Below are 16,160 nucleotides of genomic sequence, written 5' to 3'. Positions count from 1 at the left end.
GGCGTGAGCGCTCGGGATGAAGTCCTGTCAGGGGGGAGGTTCCGGTCGCGACGGGGAGCAACTGGTCCGATTGTTGGACCAGTTGCGGCGCATCAGGGAGCGGACGGCCCTTCCCACCAGTGCGAGCAGTGCGGCGAATGCCATCCCCGATTCACCGCTGCCCTTCGTGATCATGCAGCCGCCCCCGTCCACCTCGGGCTCAGGCTCGGGCTCGTCACAGGGCAGCCACAACCGGCACGCCCCGCCCGCCTTCACGCACAGCCGCTCCCCCTCGGGCCCGGTGCAGTCCGCGCCGAAGCGGCCCGCCTCGAGGCCCGCCACCGCGCAGCTCTTCTCCCCACCGGGCCGGGTGACGCAGGCCATCCCGAGCGGGCAATCGGCGTGGCCCTCGCAGCGCACGGTGCACGCATCCACCGAGGCGTCGAACGGCGGCCGCGTGGGCGGTGCCCGTGCCACGTCATCGAGGCTCGCCTGGAGGAAGGCTGCATGCACGTCGACGCGCATGTTGATGCCCCTCGTGCAGGAGGGATCGCCATACGAGGTGACGCCCACCAGGTGCTCGGTACCGTCGGCCTCCAGGAACAGGGGCCCCCCGCTGTCGCCGCCGCAGGACATCCCAGGCGAGGCCTCGATGGAGAAGGTCCCCGGCGCGACCCCCGTCACCCGGGCCGTGCCGCTGCGCCGGGAGCCCGTCCTTCCCTCGTCATCGAGGCCGAAGCCCACCACCCGCGTGGTCCGCCCCACCACGTCCGCCGGCAGCGCCAGCCCGGACAGCGGCACCGGCGCGACGGGCGCGTCCCCGGCGAGGATCAGCACACCGAGGTCGTTCTCCACGGCGTTGAAGGCGGGGTGCAGCCGGCCCTCGAGGACGCGGACACGCTCGGCGGGGAGGGCCCGCGCGGGCTCGGGAGCGAACACCACCGAGAGCACCTGCGAGACGTCGGGGCTCTCCACGCAATGCGCCGCGGTCAGGACGACCCGGGGGGCGATCAGCGTGCCCGTGCACATGACGGGAGAGGACTCGTCCGGCTCGCCACAGAGCGGCGACACCGGGACGAGCGCCCCCACGGCCGGAGAGCCGGTTTCGAGCACACCGCCCCGCACCGCCTGCCGCTCCGCCGCGGGCACGGACGTGGGAGCGGGAGGCACGCCGCACGCGCCCGCTCCCAGGAGGAGCATCACGGCGGCGGGCTCCCACGCCTTCCGGCGCTCAGTCGCGCGAGAAGTCACCCTGTGCCTCGACCGACGGCTTGCCGTCGAGGTCCCAGTACTTCCACGCACCGGCCATCTGGCCATTGGCGTAGGTGCCCTGAGCGGCCAGCACTCCGTTCGGGTGCCATTCCGAGTAGGGGCCCTGGGACTGTTGGGCGAACAGCGTCCCCTTGGCCCACTTCTTCCCGTCGGAGCGCCATGCGGTCCACTTCACTTCCTGCGAGCCGGCGGAGTGGACCTCCTCGCGGTTCTTCTGCCCCTCTTCGTAATAGAGGGTCCACACGCCCTGCTTGAGGCCGCCGCGGTACTCGCCCTCGAGCTGCTTCACGCCGGTGTCGAAGTAGCTCACCCAGCGGCCCTCCATCTTGCCGTCGGCGTAGGGCCCCTCGGTCTTCACCTTGCCGTTGGGGTGCCACTCCACCCAACGGCCGTGCTTCTTGCCGTCGGGCTTCGCGCACCACTGCAACGTCCCCTCCGGCGGCGCACGGCCATGAAGCCGCGCACCATCCGGACAGGGATTGGAGGCCTTGCTACACCCGAGGGCCGTGCCGGCGGCGAAGGCCAGCACGACGAGGGTCTTGCGAGAGGAAGCTAGTAGCAGGTGCCCACTCCGCTGCAGCTGCAGTTGTTGCCCGCGAACGAGTAGTCATCGGAAGCGGACGCGAAGCTCCCGAGGCCGTAATCGTGCTTGGCGCAGTCCTGGGTGTACGCCGTGGTGCCCACGCACTTGGGGGTGCTGGTGACGCCGCAGCCCTGGCCACAGCGGCCCTTGCAGCCCTGGCCCGAGCCACCGGTGCAGCCGCAGCCCCGGCCGGCCTGACGGGTGTAGCCGCCGATGTTCTGGCTGCCGCAGGTGCAGGAGATGTGCGTCCAACCGCGCGCCGAGACGTACTCGTAGGACGAGAGCAGCTCACCCACCGGGACGATCTGCATGAAGCTCGTCTGGCGCATCGCCGCGTCCTCGGAGCGCGTGCGCTGGCCCTCCTCGGGAATGGCCTCCGAGATGCCCTCCAGCAGGGGGGTGATGAGCTGGGCCTGCGCCGCGTCGAGCGCGTTGCCCTCGGGCATGAACTTGCCGACGCCCTGGGTGTAGTCGATGTGGAAGCCGATGACCGGATCTCCGAAGTCGTAGGTCACCTCGACGACGTTGGCGGAGGTCTCGACCACGAGCATGCGAACGGACGCGCCGCCCGAGCGGTACGTGGCCTCGAGCGTGGTCGCGTCGCGCTGGAGCAGCGCGAAGCCTTCCGCCTCGTCCACCACCTGCGCCGGCCCGTTCGAACAGCCGATCGCCATCACCATCGTCATGACAGCCAGGAAGAGCTTCTTCATCTCAATCTCGATTCCGCGCGTGGGCGCCCAGGGAGCGGATGGGAGGGTAGAGGGGGTTGCTCACGCATGTCCATGAAAAGTGCGGAATACGCACCAAACCGGTATGAGGCCCAGGCGTGAAGCACTGCGTCAGAGCTGGAGTGAGCAAGAGGAGCCCTGGGCACGGAGCCGTGGGCACTCGGGCGGCCGTGGTACAAGGCCGCGCTCGCACGTATGGAACGGATCTCGATTCTTCAACGACTGATGGCCGCGAGCCTCTGCCTCCTGCTCGTCTCCTGTGGTGCGGCCCGATACCCGGCTCCGCACGGCCCCGCGGACGCAAAGGACCTCTCCCGCTACGTGCTCGTCATCGAAGAGGCGCACGGGGGGCAGGTGACGCACTCGTGGAAGCCCATCAGCGGCTTCGACCTGTCGAGATACTCCCCCTACCGAGCGGGAAACGGCCTCACGGGAGGGCACATCGTCCAGGCCGCCTGGACGCGCGACTGTGACGAGGAGTTCGAACAGTGCCAGCAGATGTGCTTGGGCTCACTCAAGGGCAAGAACTGGAAGCACGCGACCGATTACTCAAAACAACAAATGTGCCGCACCAGATGCTATCCCGCCTACCGGGACTGCTGCGATCTTCGAGACCGGGTCGCAGCCGAAGCCGTCGAATTCACGGCGATTGGCGGGCTGTGGATTGGTTGAAGCAACATCGTGAGAGACTCCTGCTGGGAGCCGTCGTCGTCATCGCCGGAGTGACGTTCGTCGTCGTTGCCACGGGCAGCGGGGGCCTGCTCCTCGCACCGGCCCTGCTCTTCGTGTTGAACGATGTTCCCTCCACTTCCCATCTCGCGGTCTCACAACCATGAAGGTTCGAACCATTCTCCAGCACCCTCAAGAGGTGATTGGGAAGCGATGGAGGGAGGATCAGCCGCCCGAGCAGGCTCGCATTCTCAGCCTCGCGCGAGATGCCCTCATCTTCGTTCTAGCCACCGGCCAGCACTACCCCTTCGAGGACTTCCGCAAGGGCCTTCACTCCGGCCCTCTCGTACAGCCTCGAGATGAATTCCCGGAAGCTCGAGGAGCGCCTGAGCAAGACGGAGGAGTTCTTCACGAAACTCCTCGACGACCCCGATGCCGTTGGAGAGGAAGAGCTGATCCAGTTCATCCTCGATACGCTTCGGTTCATCTCGGTGACTGGCCAGTATGCGGCCTTCAGCAAGTACCTGGAGCATCTCGAGGCTTGCGCACCACCGTATGTCGTGGCCGCCTTCAACACGAAGCAGGAGGCACAAGCATGGCTCGACAAACACCCCGCTCCACCATGTTTCGCCGACATCTTGATCGGTAATGACTATCACGCCGTGATGTATCATCGCGAAACGAACTTCCGTCGGCTCCCGATAGCCAGAAGCATCAACTGCTACCTCGTCGACCTCGAGAAAGAGGTGCCCCCCGTGGCCACGGCCTCCTTCGCCACTCACGAGGAGGCGGAGGCCTGGCTGCGGGCACAACCCAACCCCGCGAGACGAGCGTGGGTGAAGATTGGCTCCGAGCTCTACCTGGCGGCGTACCACCCCGACTTCAACCACCGCGCCCTCTACCCGCTCTCCATGGCCGACGGGTATCGGGATGACACGTAGGCGCGCAAAGGTCGGCGTTCCGCTCAGCCCCTCCCCGCTCCCCTTCGGGCTCCACACAGCACCAGCGCGAGCACGGCGAGCCCGAGCCCCCACACTCCGCTTCCCGAAGCCACGCCACACCCGAAGCCCACCTGCAGCACGAGGCTGCCCACGGTGAAGCCGAGCGGCGCCGACGGGGCGCTCCTGTAGCCATACTGCTCGGCCCAGGCGGACGCCTCGTGGGGCCCCTCCGCGAGCTCCGTGGAAGGCACGACGAAGAAGACGCCCGCGTCGTCCGCCACCACGGGCTCACCGAGCGGCGCGCCATCGAGCAACACCTGCACGGTCGCCCCAGGCGCCGTCCTGCCCTCGAGACGCGGCTTCGCCGCGACGCCCCCCTCCCCCGCGCCGGGAGACACCCAGCGGGGCACCGCGGGCGCGGCGAAGGCCTGGTCGAGCACGTCCGCACGGCCCGCGTAGAGCGGGTCCGCCGCGGCAACGGGCTCCGCGCCCCGGGCGCCCATCGGCGTGTAACCCGAGAGTCCCGCGCGCACGGTGGCGGTACAGTCCGCGGGCACACCTCCCTCGGCCTGGATGAACAGCAGCCCGCCTCCGCCGCCCCCGCCCGGAGAGGCATTGCTGTCCGCGCCCACCCCGCCGTTGGCCGAGAGCACGGTGCAGCCGAGCTGCTCCGCGACACGCACGTGCACCGTGCCACCCGCGCCTCCACCCCCGCCGCCTCCGTGCAGAGCACTGGCCGAGGGCGCGGCCAGCCCATTGGCGGTGATGAAGCCACGCGGCTTCGGGCCCTGTACCTCCCGGGCGCGCATGAAGACGATGCCGCCACCCACGCCTCCCGCGGAGCCCTCGATGCCCGCGCCACCGCCGCCACCGAGCAGCAACCGCTCCACGGTCCGCGCATAGCGCAGCGCCGAGCCGCCCCGGCCTCCCACGTCGCGCTCCGAGGTCTCCTGCGAGGAACGGCCGCCCTGGCCGCCCTGGCCGACATGGCCTCCGCCTCCACCGCCCGCGTCATGGCAGTTGCCGCCCCCGCCCGCGTTGGCGAGCCGGCCATACCCGCTCCGGGGGATTCCTTCGCCCAGGCCCGCGAGCCCCTCGCCCTTGCGCGCGCCCCCTCCGCTCGACGCCGTCCCATCCTGCGCCGCACAGTCGTAGAGCGCCCCGGCCACGTCCGTCTCGGCCGAGCCGCCCCGGAAGCCCAGCCCGTCCACGTCCAGCGCTCCCTGGTTGAAGACGGTGCCGGTGCTCAGGAACGCCAGCACGCCGCCGCTGCGCCCGTCCCAGGGCCGCGCCCGCAGCGAGCCCAAGTTCGAGATGCGCACGTCCGTGTACTCGGGCACGCGCACCACCTGGGAGACCGCGGCGAAGCGCCGCACCAGCGGCGCGCTCAGGCGCAGCACCCCGGCCGCCACCTCCGACAGGCGCGCCAGCTCCCACCGGCCCGCGCCCGAGCCCCGCGCATCGAGCTCGTCCACCGCCGCGCGGAGCGCATCGAACGACAGCTCCTCCCTCATCTGCAGCACCAGCACCAGCTCGCCCGCCTTGAAGGCCGTGGCGTCCTCCACGCGCAGCTCGGTGGCTCCCGCGGAGGCCTCGGCGGTGAGCGCCGTGGCGTCATTGATGACGAACCCCGCGCTCCCCACCCGCAGGCTGCCATGCTGGCCATTGCCCAGGCCGAAGACGTCCGGCTCGGCGCGAACCGCCGCTGGCAGCAGCCCGAACACCAGGGCCAGCAGCCCAAGCGGGAACCCCGGCACCAGGCCCGGGATGAAGCGACGCGAGACAGAGGGCGACACGGTACACCTCCGGTGTCCTCCTCTCGTCATACGAGAAAACAAGGGAGAGCGGCAACTCCCGAAGGCCGTGTGCCCTCCATCCAAGCGAGCCACCGCCCGCTTCAGAAGCGGCCCTGCGCGAGCGAGAACACGGACACCACGCGGCCGGGCCGGGACACGTCCGGGGCGATCACCGGAAGCGGAGCGCCCAGGGAGACGCGCGAGCCATCGACGTTGAGCAGCGCGCCCGCGGGAGCCCTGGCCGCGAAGGAGGAGGAGCGCTCCTTGGTGAGGTTGATGACGGCGGTCTGCACCAGGGCCACGAGGAACCAACTGGCCACGTGGGTGGGCCAGAGGACGAGCTCGAGGCCGCCGTAGCGCGAGGGCTGGCTGTACTGGAAGGACCAGAAGGCGGCGTAGGTGGCGATGCCGGAGAGCCACGTCCAGATGAAGCTGTGGGAGTAGCCGAGGTCGGTGCTGGCGATGAGCCAGATGGGCAGGGTGCTCAGCAGCGGGAGGATGGCGCCGTTGAGGACGATCATCGCGTGCGTGCCCGCGCCGAGGACGAAATCGGTGCCCTCGCCGCCGGTGAAGGCGGAGGAGAGGACGGTGGCCCCGAAGAGGGTGAGCACCTCCATGGCCCACAGGCCGGTGCCCACGACGAGCTGCGAGCCGAAGCCGGTGAAGAGCTCGCCGAAGGCACGCAGGAAGGAGAAGCGCGAGGAGCGCGCGGGCCTGCCGGGCGCGTGCTCGTGCGAGAGGAGCCCATAGCTCGGGGGCGCGGCGAGCGACGGGGAGAGCAGGCTCAACGCACGAGGCGGCTCCACGTCGAGCCGGGGTGCGTCCGCCGGGGAAATCTGGAGAACGGAGAGGACGAGCAGGGTCGCGAGCATGGGCTCGAGTCTAAAGCCACAAACCCGACACCGCCCATCGGGCGGATGGCATCCCGGAGGAGCGGGGTCTACGTTTACCGCCACCCTACTTCCGCGGAGCACCACCTACGGGTCGGGTGGACGGCCTTCGAGCCGGTGCGGTCGCTGGGCCGAACGGCGGCGAGACCCGGACAGAAGCCGCCCTCATGATTGGGGGCATCCCATGCGCATCCTGCAGGTCATCCACGGCTATCCCATGCGGTTCAACGCCGGCTCGGAGGTGTACACGCAGGCCCTCTCCCAGGGCCTCGCCGAGCGGCACGAGGTCCACGTCTTCACGCGCTACGAGGACCCCTTCGCACCGGACTACACGGTGCTCCACGAGCGCGACCCGGACGACCCGCGCGTCGAGCTGCACCTCGTCAACATGCCCAACAGCCGTGACCGCTACCGGCATGAGGGCGTCGACCAGCGCTTCGCCGGGCTGCTCGACACGCTCCGGCCCCACGTCGTCCACGTGGGACACCTCAACCACCTGTCGACTTCACTCCTCGAACAGGCGGCATCACGTCGCATCCCCATCGTCTTCACCCTGCACGACTACTGGCTGATGTGTCCCCGCGGCCAGTTCATGCAGATGCACCCGGAGGACCCGGGCAACCTCTGGGCCGCGTGCGAGGGCCAGGAGAACCGCAAGTGCGCCGAGCGCTGCTACGCCCGCTACTTCTCGGGCGCTCCCGAGGAGCGCGAGCGGGACGTGACCCAATGGTCGGACTGGGTGCACCGGAGGATGGAGCACGTGCGGCGCATGGCCGGACTGGTGGACGTGTTCCTCGCGCCCTCGCGCTACCTGCTGGAGCGGTTCCGGGATGACTTCGGCCTGCCCGCCTCCAAGCTGCGCTACCTGGACTACGGCTTCGACCTCGGGCGGCTCGCCGGCCGGGAGCGGCAACCGGAGCAGGACTTCGTCTTCGGGTACATCGGCACGCACATCCCGGCCAAGGGCATCCACCACCTCCTCGAGGCCTTCGGCCGGGTGAGAGGGCCGGCACGGCTGCGCATCTACGGCCGGCCCCGGGGAGCGAACACGGACGCACTCAAGGCCCTGGCCCGCGCGCTGCCGGGTGATGCGGCCCGGCGCGTCGAGTGGCTGCCCGAGTACCGCAACCCGGACATCGTCCGGGACGTGTTCAACCACGTGGACGCCATCGTGGTGCCCTCCATCTGGGCGGAGAACTCGCCGCTCGTCATCCACGAGGCCCTGCAGGCGCGCGTCCCCGTCATCACCGCGGACGCGGGCGGGATGCGCGAGTACGTCCAGGACGGGGTGAATGGACTGCTCTTCGAGCACCGCAATCCCGTGGCGCTCACGCACGCCCTGCAGAAGCTGGTGGACGAGCCCGCGCTGGCCGCACGGCTCGGCGCACGCGGCTACGTCCAGTCGGATCGTGGCGATGTGATGGACATGAAGGACCATGTCCACGACGTGGAGGCGCTCTACGCCCAGGTCATCCGGGACCAACGCGCCGCGCGGACGCCCTCGAAGCCGGGCCCCTGGCGCATCACGTTCGACACCAACCCGGATGACTGCAACCTGAAGTGCATCATGTGCGAGGAGCACTCGCCGCACAGCGACAAGCAGAGCGCGCGCAAGGCCGCCGGGAAGCCGAAACGCCGCATGCCCATCGAGCTGCTGCGCCAGGTGATGGAGGACTCGCGGGACACGCCCCTGCGGGAGATCATCCCCTCCACGATGGGCGAGCCGCTCATCTACGACCACTTCGACGACATCATCGACCTGTGCATGTCGCATGGGCTGCTGATGAACCTGACCACGAACGGCACCTTCCCCCGGAGGGGAGCGCGCGAGTGGGCCCGGCGGCTGGTACCCATCCTGTCGGACGTGAAGATCTCCTGGAACGGGGCGACGAAGCAGACGCAGGAAGCCATCATGCTCGGCACGCGCTGGGAGCGGGTGCTGGAGAACCTGCGCACCTTCATCGCCGAGCGGGACGCGCATGCCCGGGCTGGCGGGCATCGATGCCGGGTGACGCTGCAGCTCACCTTCCTGGAGACCAACGTGGGCGAGCTGGCGGACATCGTGCGGCTCGCCGCGAGCCTCGGGGTGGACCGGGTGAAGGGGCACCACCTGTGGGCGCACTTCGCGCAGATCAAACCGCTGTCGATGCGGCGCGACCCGGAGGCCATCGCTCGTTGGAACGCGGCGGTGCGCGAGGCGCGCCGGGCGGTGGAGGAGCACCCGCTGCCGGAGGGCCGCCGGGTGTTGCTGGAGAACATCCACGAGCTGGACGCGGGCGCGGTGGAGGACCTGGCGCCGGGAGCGAGGTGCCCGTTCCTGGGCAAGGAGGCTTGGGTGAGCGCCGAGGGCCGCTTCGACCCGTGCTGCGCGCCGGACGAGCAGCGGCGCACCCTGGGTGAGCTCGGCAACCTGCACCAGGTGGGCATCCAGGAGGTGTGGAACGGCGAGGCCTACCAGCGGCTGCGCGAGACGTACCAGGAGCACCCGCTGTGCCGGAGCTGCAACATGCGCCAGCCGGTGGAGGCTGGACGATGAGCCCGTGGGAGAGGACACGCGTGGCGGCGGACCGGACCCATCACACGCTCGAAGGAGCACCGCTCTACCCGGTCCGGTTCCTCGAGGTGCTGTCCTTTCATGCCCCGGGGCTGGCCGCGGCGAAGGACGGCACGGGCGCCTTCCACATCGACGTCCTGGGCCGGGCCGCGTACGCACGGCGCTTCACGCGGACCTTCGGGTTCTACGAGGAGCTGGCCACGGTGGTGGATGGGAGCGGCGCCTTCCACATCCGCCCCGACGGCTCGGAGCTGTCACCCGAGCGGTATGCGTGGTGCGGGAACTTCCAGGACGGCCGCTGCACGGTGAGAGAGAGGGACGGCCACTACTTCCATGTCGGCCGGGAGGGCCACCCGGCGTACCCGGAACGGTACGCGTATGCCGGAGACTTCCGGGACGGCCTCGCGGTGGTGCAGGACGCCTCGGGGCTGCACCTGCACATCCACAAGGACGGCCAGCCGCTGAACGGACGGCGCTTCCTGGACCTGGACGTATTCCACAAGGGCCATGCCCGAGCCCGGGACGAGCGCGGCTGGCACCACGTGGACAGCACGGGCGAGCCTCTCTACGCGCGGCGCTTCGTCACGGTGGAGCCCTTCTACAATGGACAGGCGAGGGTGGAGAGCGAGGACGGCTCGCTGCTCGTCATTGATGAGTCGGGAGAGACCGTGCGTGAGCTGCGGCCACCCAGGCGCAGCGAGCTACAGGCACTGTCGGGAGACATGGTGGGCTTCTGGAGGACACAGGCCCTGTGTGCCGCCGCGGAGCTGCGCATCATCGAGGCCCTGCCCGCCACCACGGCCCGGGTCGCGGAGCTGCGGGCCCTGGCACCAGACCGATGCGAGCGGCTGCTGCGCGCACTCGGCGAGCTGGGGCTCGTGACACACGAAGGAGACATCTGGCGTGCAACACCCAGGGGCGCCCTCCTCCACCGCGAGCACCCGTTGCAGATGGCCGATGCGGCGCTCCACTGGGGGCGGGACTGTTACCCCTTGTGGGAGGCGCTCCCCGAGGCCTTGCGCGCCCACGGCACGTGGGAACCTCCGCGTTTCTTCGAGGCGCTCTCGAAAGATTCGCAGCATGTGGCGAGCTATCACCGCGCCATGGCGAGCTATGCCCGCCACGATTACGCCCGCATCGCCAAGGCGCTGCACGACGTGACGCACGGGACGGTGTTGGACGCGGGCGGAGGCTCGGGCGTGCTCCTGGGAAACCTCCTCCGGGAACGGCCTGGACTCCATGGCCTGCTGCTGGAAAGGCCCGAGGTGGCCCGAAGCCTGGAGGTCCCCGCGGAGCTGGCCGGCAGGATGAAGGTCATCGCGGGAGACTTCTTCGAGCCTTGGGGCACCCAGGCCGACACCATCATCCTGGCTCGCATCCTCCACGACTGGAGCGATGCGGAGGCTGTGCGCATCCTCCAACGCGCGCGGGAGTCATTGGATCCAGATGGACGGCTGCATGTCATCGAGCTGGTGCGTGACCAAGAGGATCTGGGTGGCTCCCTCCTGGATTTGCACATGCTCGTCACGACCGGGGGCACGGAACGCACCGAGGCGGACTTCCGACCCCTGATCGAGAAGGCAGGCTTGAGACTCGTCGAACGGCGCTCCCTCTCCGCCGTGAGCCAGATACTCGTGGCGGGGATTCCATGAACACAATGAGCCTCCCGACGCCCCACCAGCTCTTACACCACATGGAGGTCCCCTCCCTGCCAGGAGTCTTCATCCTGGGATGCCTTGAGCGGCGCGTGACGTTGTACTCCCAGCAGGTACGGGCACTGAACCTGGCCTTCTCGCTATTCGAGGAGCGACGACTCTCGCGTGGAGCCGAGGTCCTCGTCATCGGAGCAGGCGCGGCGGGCCTGACCTTCGCCGCGGGAGCAGCACAACTGGGCGCCAGGGTCACCGTGCTCGAACGGCTGGGCCAGGTGCTGTCCACGTTCCGAGGCAACCATACACGCTGGCTACATCCACACATCTATGAATGGCCTCGGCCTGGCGCGAAGCGGGACCGCGCCGAGCTTCCCTTGATGGACTGGTCGGCTGGCACGGCTGGAGACGTCGCGCGGAAGTTGCTCACGCAGTGGCATGAGATTCAGGAGGAGCTCAACATCCGAGTCCTCTTGCATGCGGAGTACATCACGCATGTGCCAGGCGGGAACCCGCCCCACGTGTTCACCTGGAATGCACCAAAGTTCGAGAGCGGCAGGTTTTCCGCCGTGGTTTTCGCCGTGGGCTTCGGCGATGAGATGGGCATTCCAGGTGCGAAGACTCCTCGCTATTGGACGGATGACGGCCTACACCAGCACTTCCCCGATCCCGGTAGCCGGTTCCTCGTCTCGGGAATTGGCGATGGGGGCCTCGTGGACCTCCTGAGGCTCCGACTGCAGGACTTCCGGCATGAGCACATCGTCCAAGAGCTGCTATCAGACTCGGAATTAGAGCCCGTAGAACAGGCACTGCTCGATATCGAGGAGAAGCTCCACCAACAAGAACCGTCCTCCCACGAGCTTCTCCAGCAATATCAGACCCTGCCAGTCCCCGGCCTCATCGACCAGCGCATCCGTGAGCGGCTACGCAACGACAACCAGACAGTGCTCAACAGCCCGGAGCCATTCCCGCTGAGCGCCAAGGCCAGCATCCTCAACCGGTTCCTGCTCTCCCGCCTTCTTATGGGGGGGCACCTCCAATACCTTCCAGGCTCCATCACGAAAGTGGAGCCCCAAAGGGACGACCTTTTCGAGGTGCACTTCAATCCGGATAGGAAGGACTCCTTCCATCGCGTCATCATCCGGCATGGCACTGCCCCTGCCCTGGAGCGCGACTTCTCCTGGCTCTGGAGCAGAGCCTCCGGGCATCTGCGCAGCATCAACGAGCTCGACCAGACCCGCGACCCCATCTGGCGCGACCAGACCTTCTCCCGGAAGCAGACCTGTGCCACGGAAGCTCCGCATGCCACGCCCAGTCCACGGCTTCCCAAGGCACCTCCCCTCATCGGCCGCAAGCAGGCTATGAAGCAACTCCTCGAGGAGATACTCACCCCCAATCCCCGCCCGGTGGTGGTGCTCGGCGCACCTGGCATCGGAAAGAGTACCCTCGCCATCGCGGCGCTCGAGCATGCCGACGCCGAGAAACGCTATGCGGGGCACCGGTACTTCGCCCGTCTGGAGGAGGCGGACACGCGGGAGACCGTGGCCGCGAGAATCGCCCAGTCCATGCGACTCACCAGTGTCTCGGACTCGTCGGCACGAGTGCTGACCGAGCTGGACAAGGATCCTGCGTTGCTCGTCCTCGACAACGCCGACACGCCATGGATGAAAGACCGTCCGGGAACGGAAGACCTGCTCCAAAGTCTGGCCAGCATCCCGAAGCTGGCCCTCATCATCACCCTCCGTGGCCATGAGCAGCCGGACTTCGGAATCCCCAGCCACCCGATCTCGGTACCTCGAATGTCGATGGAGGAGTCGCTCCAGCTATTCCGCTCCATCGCCTACAACGTGGAGCCGGACGACCCGGACCTTCAGGAGTTGCTCAAGGACATGGAGGGGGTGCCGCTCGCGGTCAAGCTCATGGCGAAGCAGGCCCAGGGCGTGAAACTGAAAGTCACCCTCCGGCGATGGCGGAAACGCCGCACGGCGATGCTCCAGTCGGGCTCCGGCCAAGGCTCGAGCCTCGCTGCGTCCATCGAGTTCTCGCTCACCAACCCAATACTGTCCCAGTCCCTCCGGCTACTCTCGGCACTGTCCCTGCTCCCAGCAGGACTGGCGGAAGAGGCGCTCGACTCCATCTTTCCCGAAAGCGATGACGCCATTGCACGCCTGCAGAAAGCCGCGCTGGTCGAGTCCGAGGGCGAGCGTTGGCGATTGCTCGTTGTCATCCGCGAGCATGTTCGCAGCACCCGGCCTGCCCGGCCGGACGACACGAAGAAGCTCATCGGCTTCTACTTCTCCCTGGCCCGGCGATTGGGCCCACGAATCGGGAAAGCCAACGGACACGAGGCGCTCAACCAGCTCGCCGAGGAGATCGACAATCTCGAGGAACTGCTCGCCAGGGAGCTGGAAGGGGAAGACCCGGATGCGGCCATCGATACAGCCCTGGACCTGAGCGATTTCATCCGCTTCTCGGGCCGGGGCTCCACTCGACCGCTGGAAAAAGCGCGTGAGGTAGCGAAGCAACAGGAAAACAACGTGAAGGAGGCCCAGTGCCTGTTGGCCCTGAGTCGATTCCACCTGCTCCGCCGCCCCCAGTACGGGATAGCCCGGCAACACCTACAGGAGGCACTACGGCTCTTCGAGCTAGAGGGTGATGCACGGGGTGTGGCGGCCAGCATCCGGGAGCTGGGCCACACCGCCGCCAACGAGTACGAGCAAGAACAGGCAGAGGGCAAGTTGGGAGAGGCGGAGGCGTATTTCCATCGGGCGCGCGCCATGCAGAAGCAGTTCGACGATCCCGTGGGTGAGGCCTATTGCATCCATGGTCTCGCCCGAATCGCGCTCCTCCAGGACAAGCGTGAAGACGCCCACCGCCTCTTCAGTGAAACCCTTCAGAGCTTCCGTGAGCAGGAGGATCTGCTTGGGCAAGCCTATAGCCTGCGGCACCTCGGTGAACTGGACGAGGACGACGCCCTTCTCCGTGACGCATGCAAGCTCTTCGACAAGGTAGGAGAGCTGCACAACCTGGGACATAGCCTGCGCAGCAGGGGCGACCTCGCCCAGAAGTCAGGTCGCCACGAAGAGGCCGGGCGGCTCTACCGGAAGGCCTTGGATCAGTTCCTGAAGCTCCAGGCCCTCCGCGAGGCCAACTCGTGCCGCATCAGACTGGCGCGGGTGCTCCACGCCGACTCCAATCCAGAGGAGGCGCGCGAGCTGCTTGAGCAGGCACTCGAAAGTGCTCGCAAGCTGGGTGACAAACGCTGCGAAGAAGCGTGCTACCAGCTACTCAAGGAGTGGGGAGCAGCTCCTGTATGAACCCATCCGGCCCCCGGATTCCCCCCGTGAGCCATCGCCTCCAATCCCCCGGAACCTCCCCATGATGCTTCACATCCCCAACGTCCTCACCGCCGAGCAGGTGGTCCGCTGCCGCGAAATCTTCGACCAAGCGGCCTGGGAAGATGGCCGCAGCACCGCCGGCCACCAGTCCGCCCAGGCGAAGAAGAACCTCCAGCTCCCGGAGAACAGCCCCCAGGCCCGCGAGCTCGGCGACCTCGTCCTGCGCGGGCTCGAGCGCAGCCCCCTGTTCGTCTCGGCCGTGCTGCCCCAGCGCGTCTTCCCGCCCCTCTTCAACCGCTACGACACGGGCATGACGTTCGGCTCGCACGTCGACAACGCCATCCGTCCCATCACCGGCACGCCGATGCGCCTGCGCACCGACGTCTCCGCCACCCTCTTCCTCTCCGACCCGGACACCTATGACGGCGGCGAGCTCGTCGTCGAGGACACCTATGGCAGCCACTCGGTGAAGCTGCCCGCGGGGGACCTCATCATCTACCCCGCCTCCAGCCTGCACCACGTCACCGCTGTCACCCGCGGCGTCCGGCTCGCTTCCTTCTTCTGGGTGCAGAGCATGATCCGCGACGTCTCGCAGCGCTCGCTGCTCTTCGACCTCGACATGGCCATCATGCAGCTCAACAAGGAGGTGCCCAAAAGCCCCACCCTCATCATGCTGACGGGCGTCTACCACAACCTCCTCCGGCAGTGGGCCGAGCCCTGAGGGCTTCCCTCCCACCTCCGTGCCTCCCACCTCACATTCCGGCAGGCCGCTCGCGTCCGCCCCTGGCCACTTTCCCGGACGCCCGGCCCCCTTCCGCACCCCCTCGCGTTGACGGACCGCCTGACGTGGGGTATTTCTGCCTGGGGTGCAACTGAGAATGATTCTCAATTTCCACATCGAGATGCAGGACGCAGCCCCCACCGCCAGGCAGGAGCAGGGCGTGCGGCCCGCCGTGAGCCTCTTCCGCATGGGCGAAGCCACCTCGGGTGGAGAGCGGGAGCGCTGGGGCTGGGCGCTGCTGATCGCCACGCTCGTGCACGCCGGGACGCTGCTCGCCTGGCTGGCGCTGCCCCAGAGTGCCCCCGCCGCCGAGCTCCCCGAGGAGCCGGAGGTGGTGTTCTTCTCCTTCCCGCCACCGCCCGCCGCGGCTTCCCCCGCCACGGCCTCCCACGCGGTGGCGCCCGAGCGGGTGCAGCGTCAGGCGAGGACCCGTCCCCCGCGCACCCTGCCGGAGCTCTCGGTGAAGACGCCGGTTCCCGAGCCGCGCGAGGAGGCGCCGGCCGAGACGGCCAACCCCGAGACGCAGCAGGACACGCCGCCCGCCTCCGAGGCGGTGGCCTCGACGGGCACCCCGGGCGTGGAAGGCGTCGTCGCGGGAATCGTGGGCGGCGTGCTCGACGGCCGTGAGGGCGGGCTGCTGGGTGCCACGGGTGGCGCGGCGCTCGAGCTGAAGCAGGTGGCGCGCGCTCCGGAAGTGCTCCAGCAGGTGAAGCCGCGCTATCCCCGGCGGGCCAAGGCCGATGGCATCGAGGGGCTCGTGCTGGTGCGCATCATCATCGGCACGGATGGGCGCGTGGAGCCCGAGCACACGCGCGTCATCCGCTCGGTCCCCGAGCTCGACGCCGCGGCCATCTCCGCCGTCAGCCAGTGGCGCTTCTCGCCGGCCCTCGGGCGCCAGGGGCGTCCGGTGCGCGTCATCGTCGAGATTCCCGTCCAGTTTTCCCTGAAGTGAAGCGCGGAGGGGGGCTCCGCACCCGAGG

General features: G+C 68.5%; 13 protein-coding genes. 8 read left to right on the top strand and 5 right to left on the bottom strand.

All coding sequences use genetic code 11. The features are described 5' to 3' along the window. Nucleotides 1-27: 27 nt before the first annotated feature. The 3 genes from ACN28I_RS32390 to ACN28I_RS32380 are packed head-to-tail and all read right to left on the bottom strand — an operon-like array spanning nucleotide 28 to nucleotide 2,544. A complete protein-coding gene (locus ACN28I_RS32390; RefSeq protein WP_420948757.1) occupies nucleotides 28-1,179 on the bottom strand; it encodes a S1 family peptidase in 1,152 nt (383 codons plus the stop codon). Nucleotides 1,180-1,210: 31 nt separating this feature from the next. Beyond that, complete coding sequence (locus tag ACN28I_RS32385) at nucleotides 1,211-1,780, bottom strand: toxin-antitoxin system YwqK family antitoxin (protein WP_420945769.1); 570 nt, start codon at nucleotides 1,778-1,780, stop codon at nucleotides 1,211-1,213. A 23-nt stretch (nucleotides 1,781-1,803) separates the two neighbouring features. Then, nucleotides 1,804-2,544, bottom strand: a complete 741-nt coding sequence (locus tag ACN28I_RS32380; RefSeq protein ID WP_420945768.1) for a hypothetical protein — start codon at nucleotides 2,542-2,544, stop codon at nucleotides 1,804-1,806. Between the two features lie 213 nt (nucleotides 2,545-2,757). On the opposite strand from ACN28I_RS32380, the gene ACN28I_RS32375 reads away from it, so the two are divergent. The 3 genes from ACN28I_RS32375 to ACN28I_RS32365 all read left to right on the top strand — a co-directional run bounded on the left by ACN28I_RS32375 (nucleotide 2,758) and on the right by ACN28I_RS32365 (nucleotide 4,172). Next, entirely contained in the window at nucleotides 2,758-3,234 is a 477-nt protein-coding gene (locus ACN28I_RS32375; RefSeq protein ID WP_420945767.1) for a hypothetical protein, read from the top strand. Then, nucleotides 3,231-3,398 (top strand): hypothetical protein, encoded by a 168-nt coding sequence (locus tag ACN28I_RS32370; protein WP_420948910.1) that lies wholly within the window; start codon nucleotides 3,231-3,233, stop codon nucleotides 3,396-3,398. The genes ACN28I_RS32375 and ACN28I_RS32370 overlap by 4 nt, the downstream gene beginning before the upstream one ends. Nucleotides 3,399-3,590: 192 nt before the next feature. Next, complete coding sequence (locus ACN28I_RS32365; RefSeq protein WP_420945766.1) at nucleotides 3,591-4,172, top strand: hypothetical protein; 582 nt, start codon at nucleotides 3,591-3,593, stop codon at nucleotides 4,170-4,172. A 23-nt stretch (nucleotides 4,173-4,195) separates the two neighbouring features. Here ACN28I_RS32365 and agmC read toward each other — a convergent pair whose 3' ends face one another. Together agmC and ACN28I_RS32355 are read right to left on the bottom strand one after the other, a co-directional pair. After that, nucleotides 4,196-5,968 (bottom strand): adventurous gliding motility protein AgmC, encoded by a 1,773-nt coding sequence (gene agmC, locus ACN28I_RS32360; protein WP_420945765.1) that lies wholly within the window; start codon nucleotides 5,966-5,968, stop codon nucleotides 4,196-4,198. A 101-nt stretch (nucleotides 5,969-6,069) separates the two neighbouring features. Further along, entirely contained in the window at nucleotides 6,070-6,840 is a 771-nt protein-coding gene (locus ACN28I_RS32355) for a hypothetical protein (RefSeq protein WP_420945764.1), read from the bottom strand. A 202-nt stretch (nucleotides 6,841-7,042) separates the two neighbouring features. Between ACN28I_RS32355 and ACN28I_RS32350 the strand changes: the two genes are divergently transcribed. From ACN28I_RS32350 to ACN28I_RS32330, 5 genes are all read left to right on the top strand, one after another. Next, nucleotides 7,043-9,394: a glycosyltransferase gene (locus ACN28I_RS32350; protein ID WP_420945763.1), complete on the top strand. Its 2,352-nt coding sequence runs from the start codon at nucleotides 7,043-7,045 to the stop codon at nucleotides 9,392-9,394. Further along, nucleotides 9,391-11,064, top strand: coding sequence for a methyltransferase (locus tag ACN28I_RS32345; protein ID WP_420945762.1), 1,674 nt, complete (start codon nucleotides 9,391-9,393; stop codon nucleotides 11,062-11,064). The genes ACN28I_RS32350 and ACN28I_RS32345 overlap by 4 nt, the downstream gene beginning before the upstream one ends. Before the next feature lie 95 nt (nucleotides 11,065-11,159). Further along, on the top strand, nucleotides 11,160-14,378 hold the full coding sequence (locus ACN28I_RS32340) for an FAD-dependent oxidoreductase (protein WP_420945761.1): 3,219 nt from the start codon (nucleotides 11,160-11,162) through the stop codon (nucleotides 14,376-14,378). Nucleotides 14,379-14,439: 61 nt separating this feature from the next. Continuing rightward, nucleotides 14,440-15,120, top strand: a complete 681-nt coding sequence (locus tag ACN28I_RS32335; RefSeq protein ID WP_420945760.1) for a Fe2+-dependent dioxygenase — start codon at nucleotides 14,440-14,442, stop codon at nucleotides 15,118-15,120. A gap of 157 nt (nucleotides 15,121-15,277) precedes the next feature. Continuing rightward, the gene (locus ACN28I_RS32330) at nucleotides 15,278-16,132 is read left to right on the top strand and encodes a TonB family protein (protein WP_420945759.1); all 855 of its coding nucleotides are present in this window, start codon (nucleotides 15,278-15,280) and stop codon (nucleotides 16,130-16,132) included. Nucleotides 16,133-16,160: the final 28 nt, after the last annotated feature.

Source organism: Archangium gephyra (assembly GCF_049060025.1).
Classification (GTDB): domain Bacteria; phylum Myxococcota; class Myxococcia; order Myxococcales; family Myxococcaceae; genus Archangium; species Archangium gephyra_A.
Note: the sequence above shows the minus strand (reverse complement) of the source record. Positions and strands in the feature narration are given on the sequence as shown.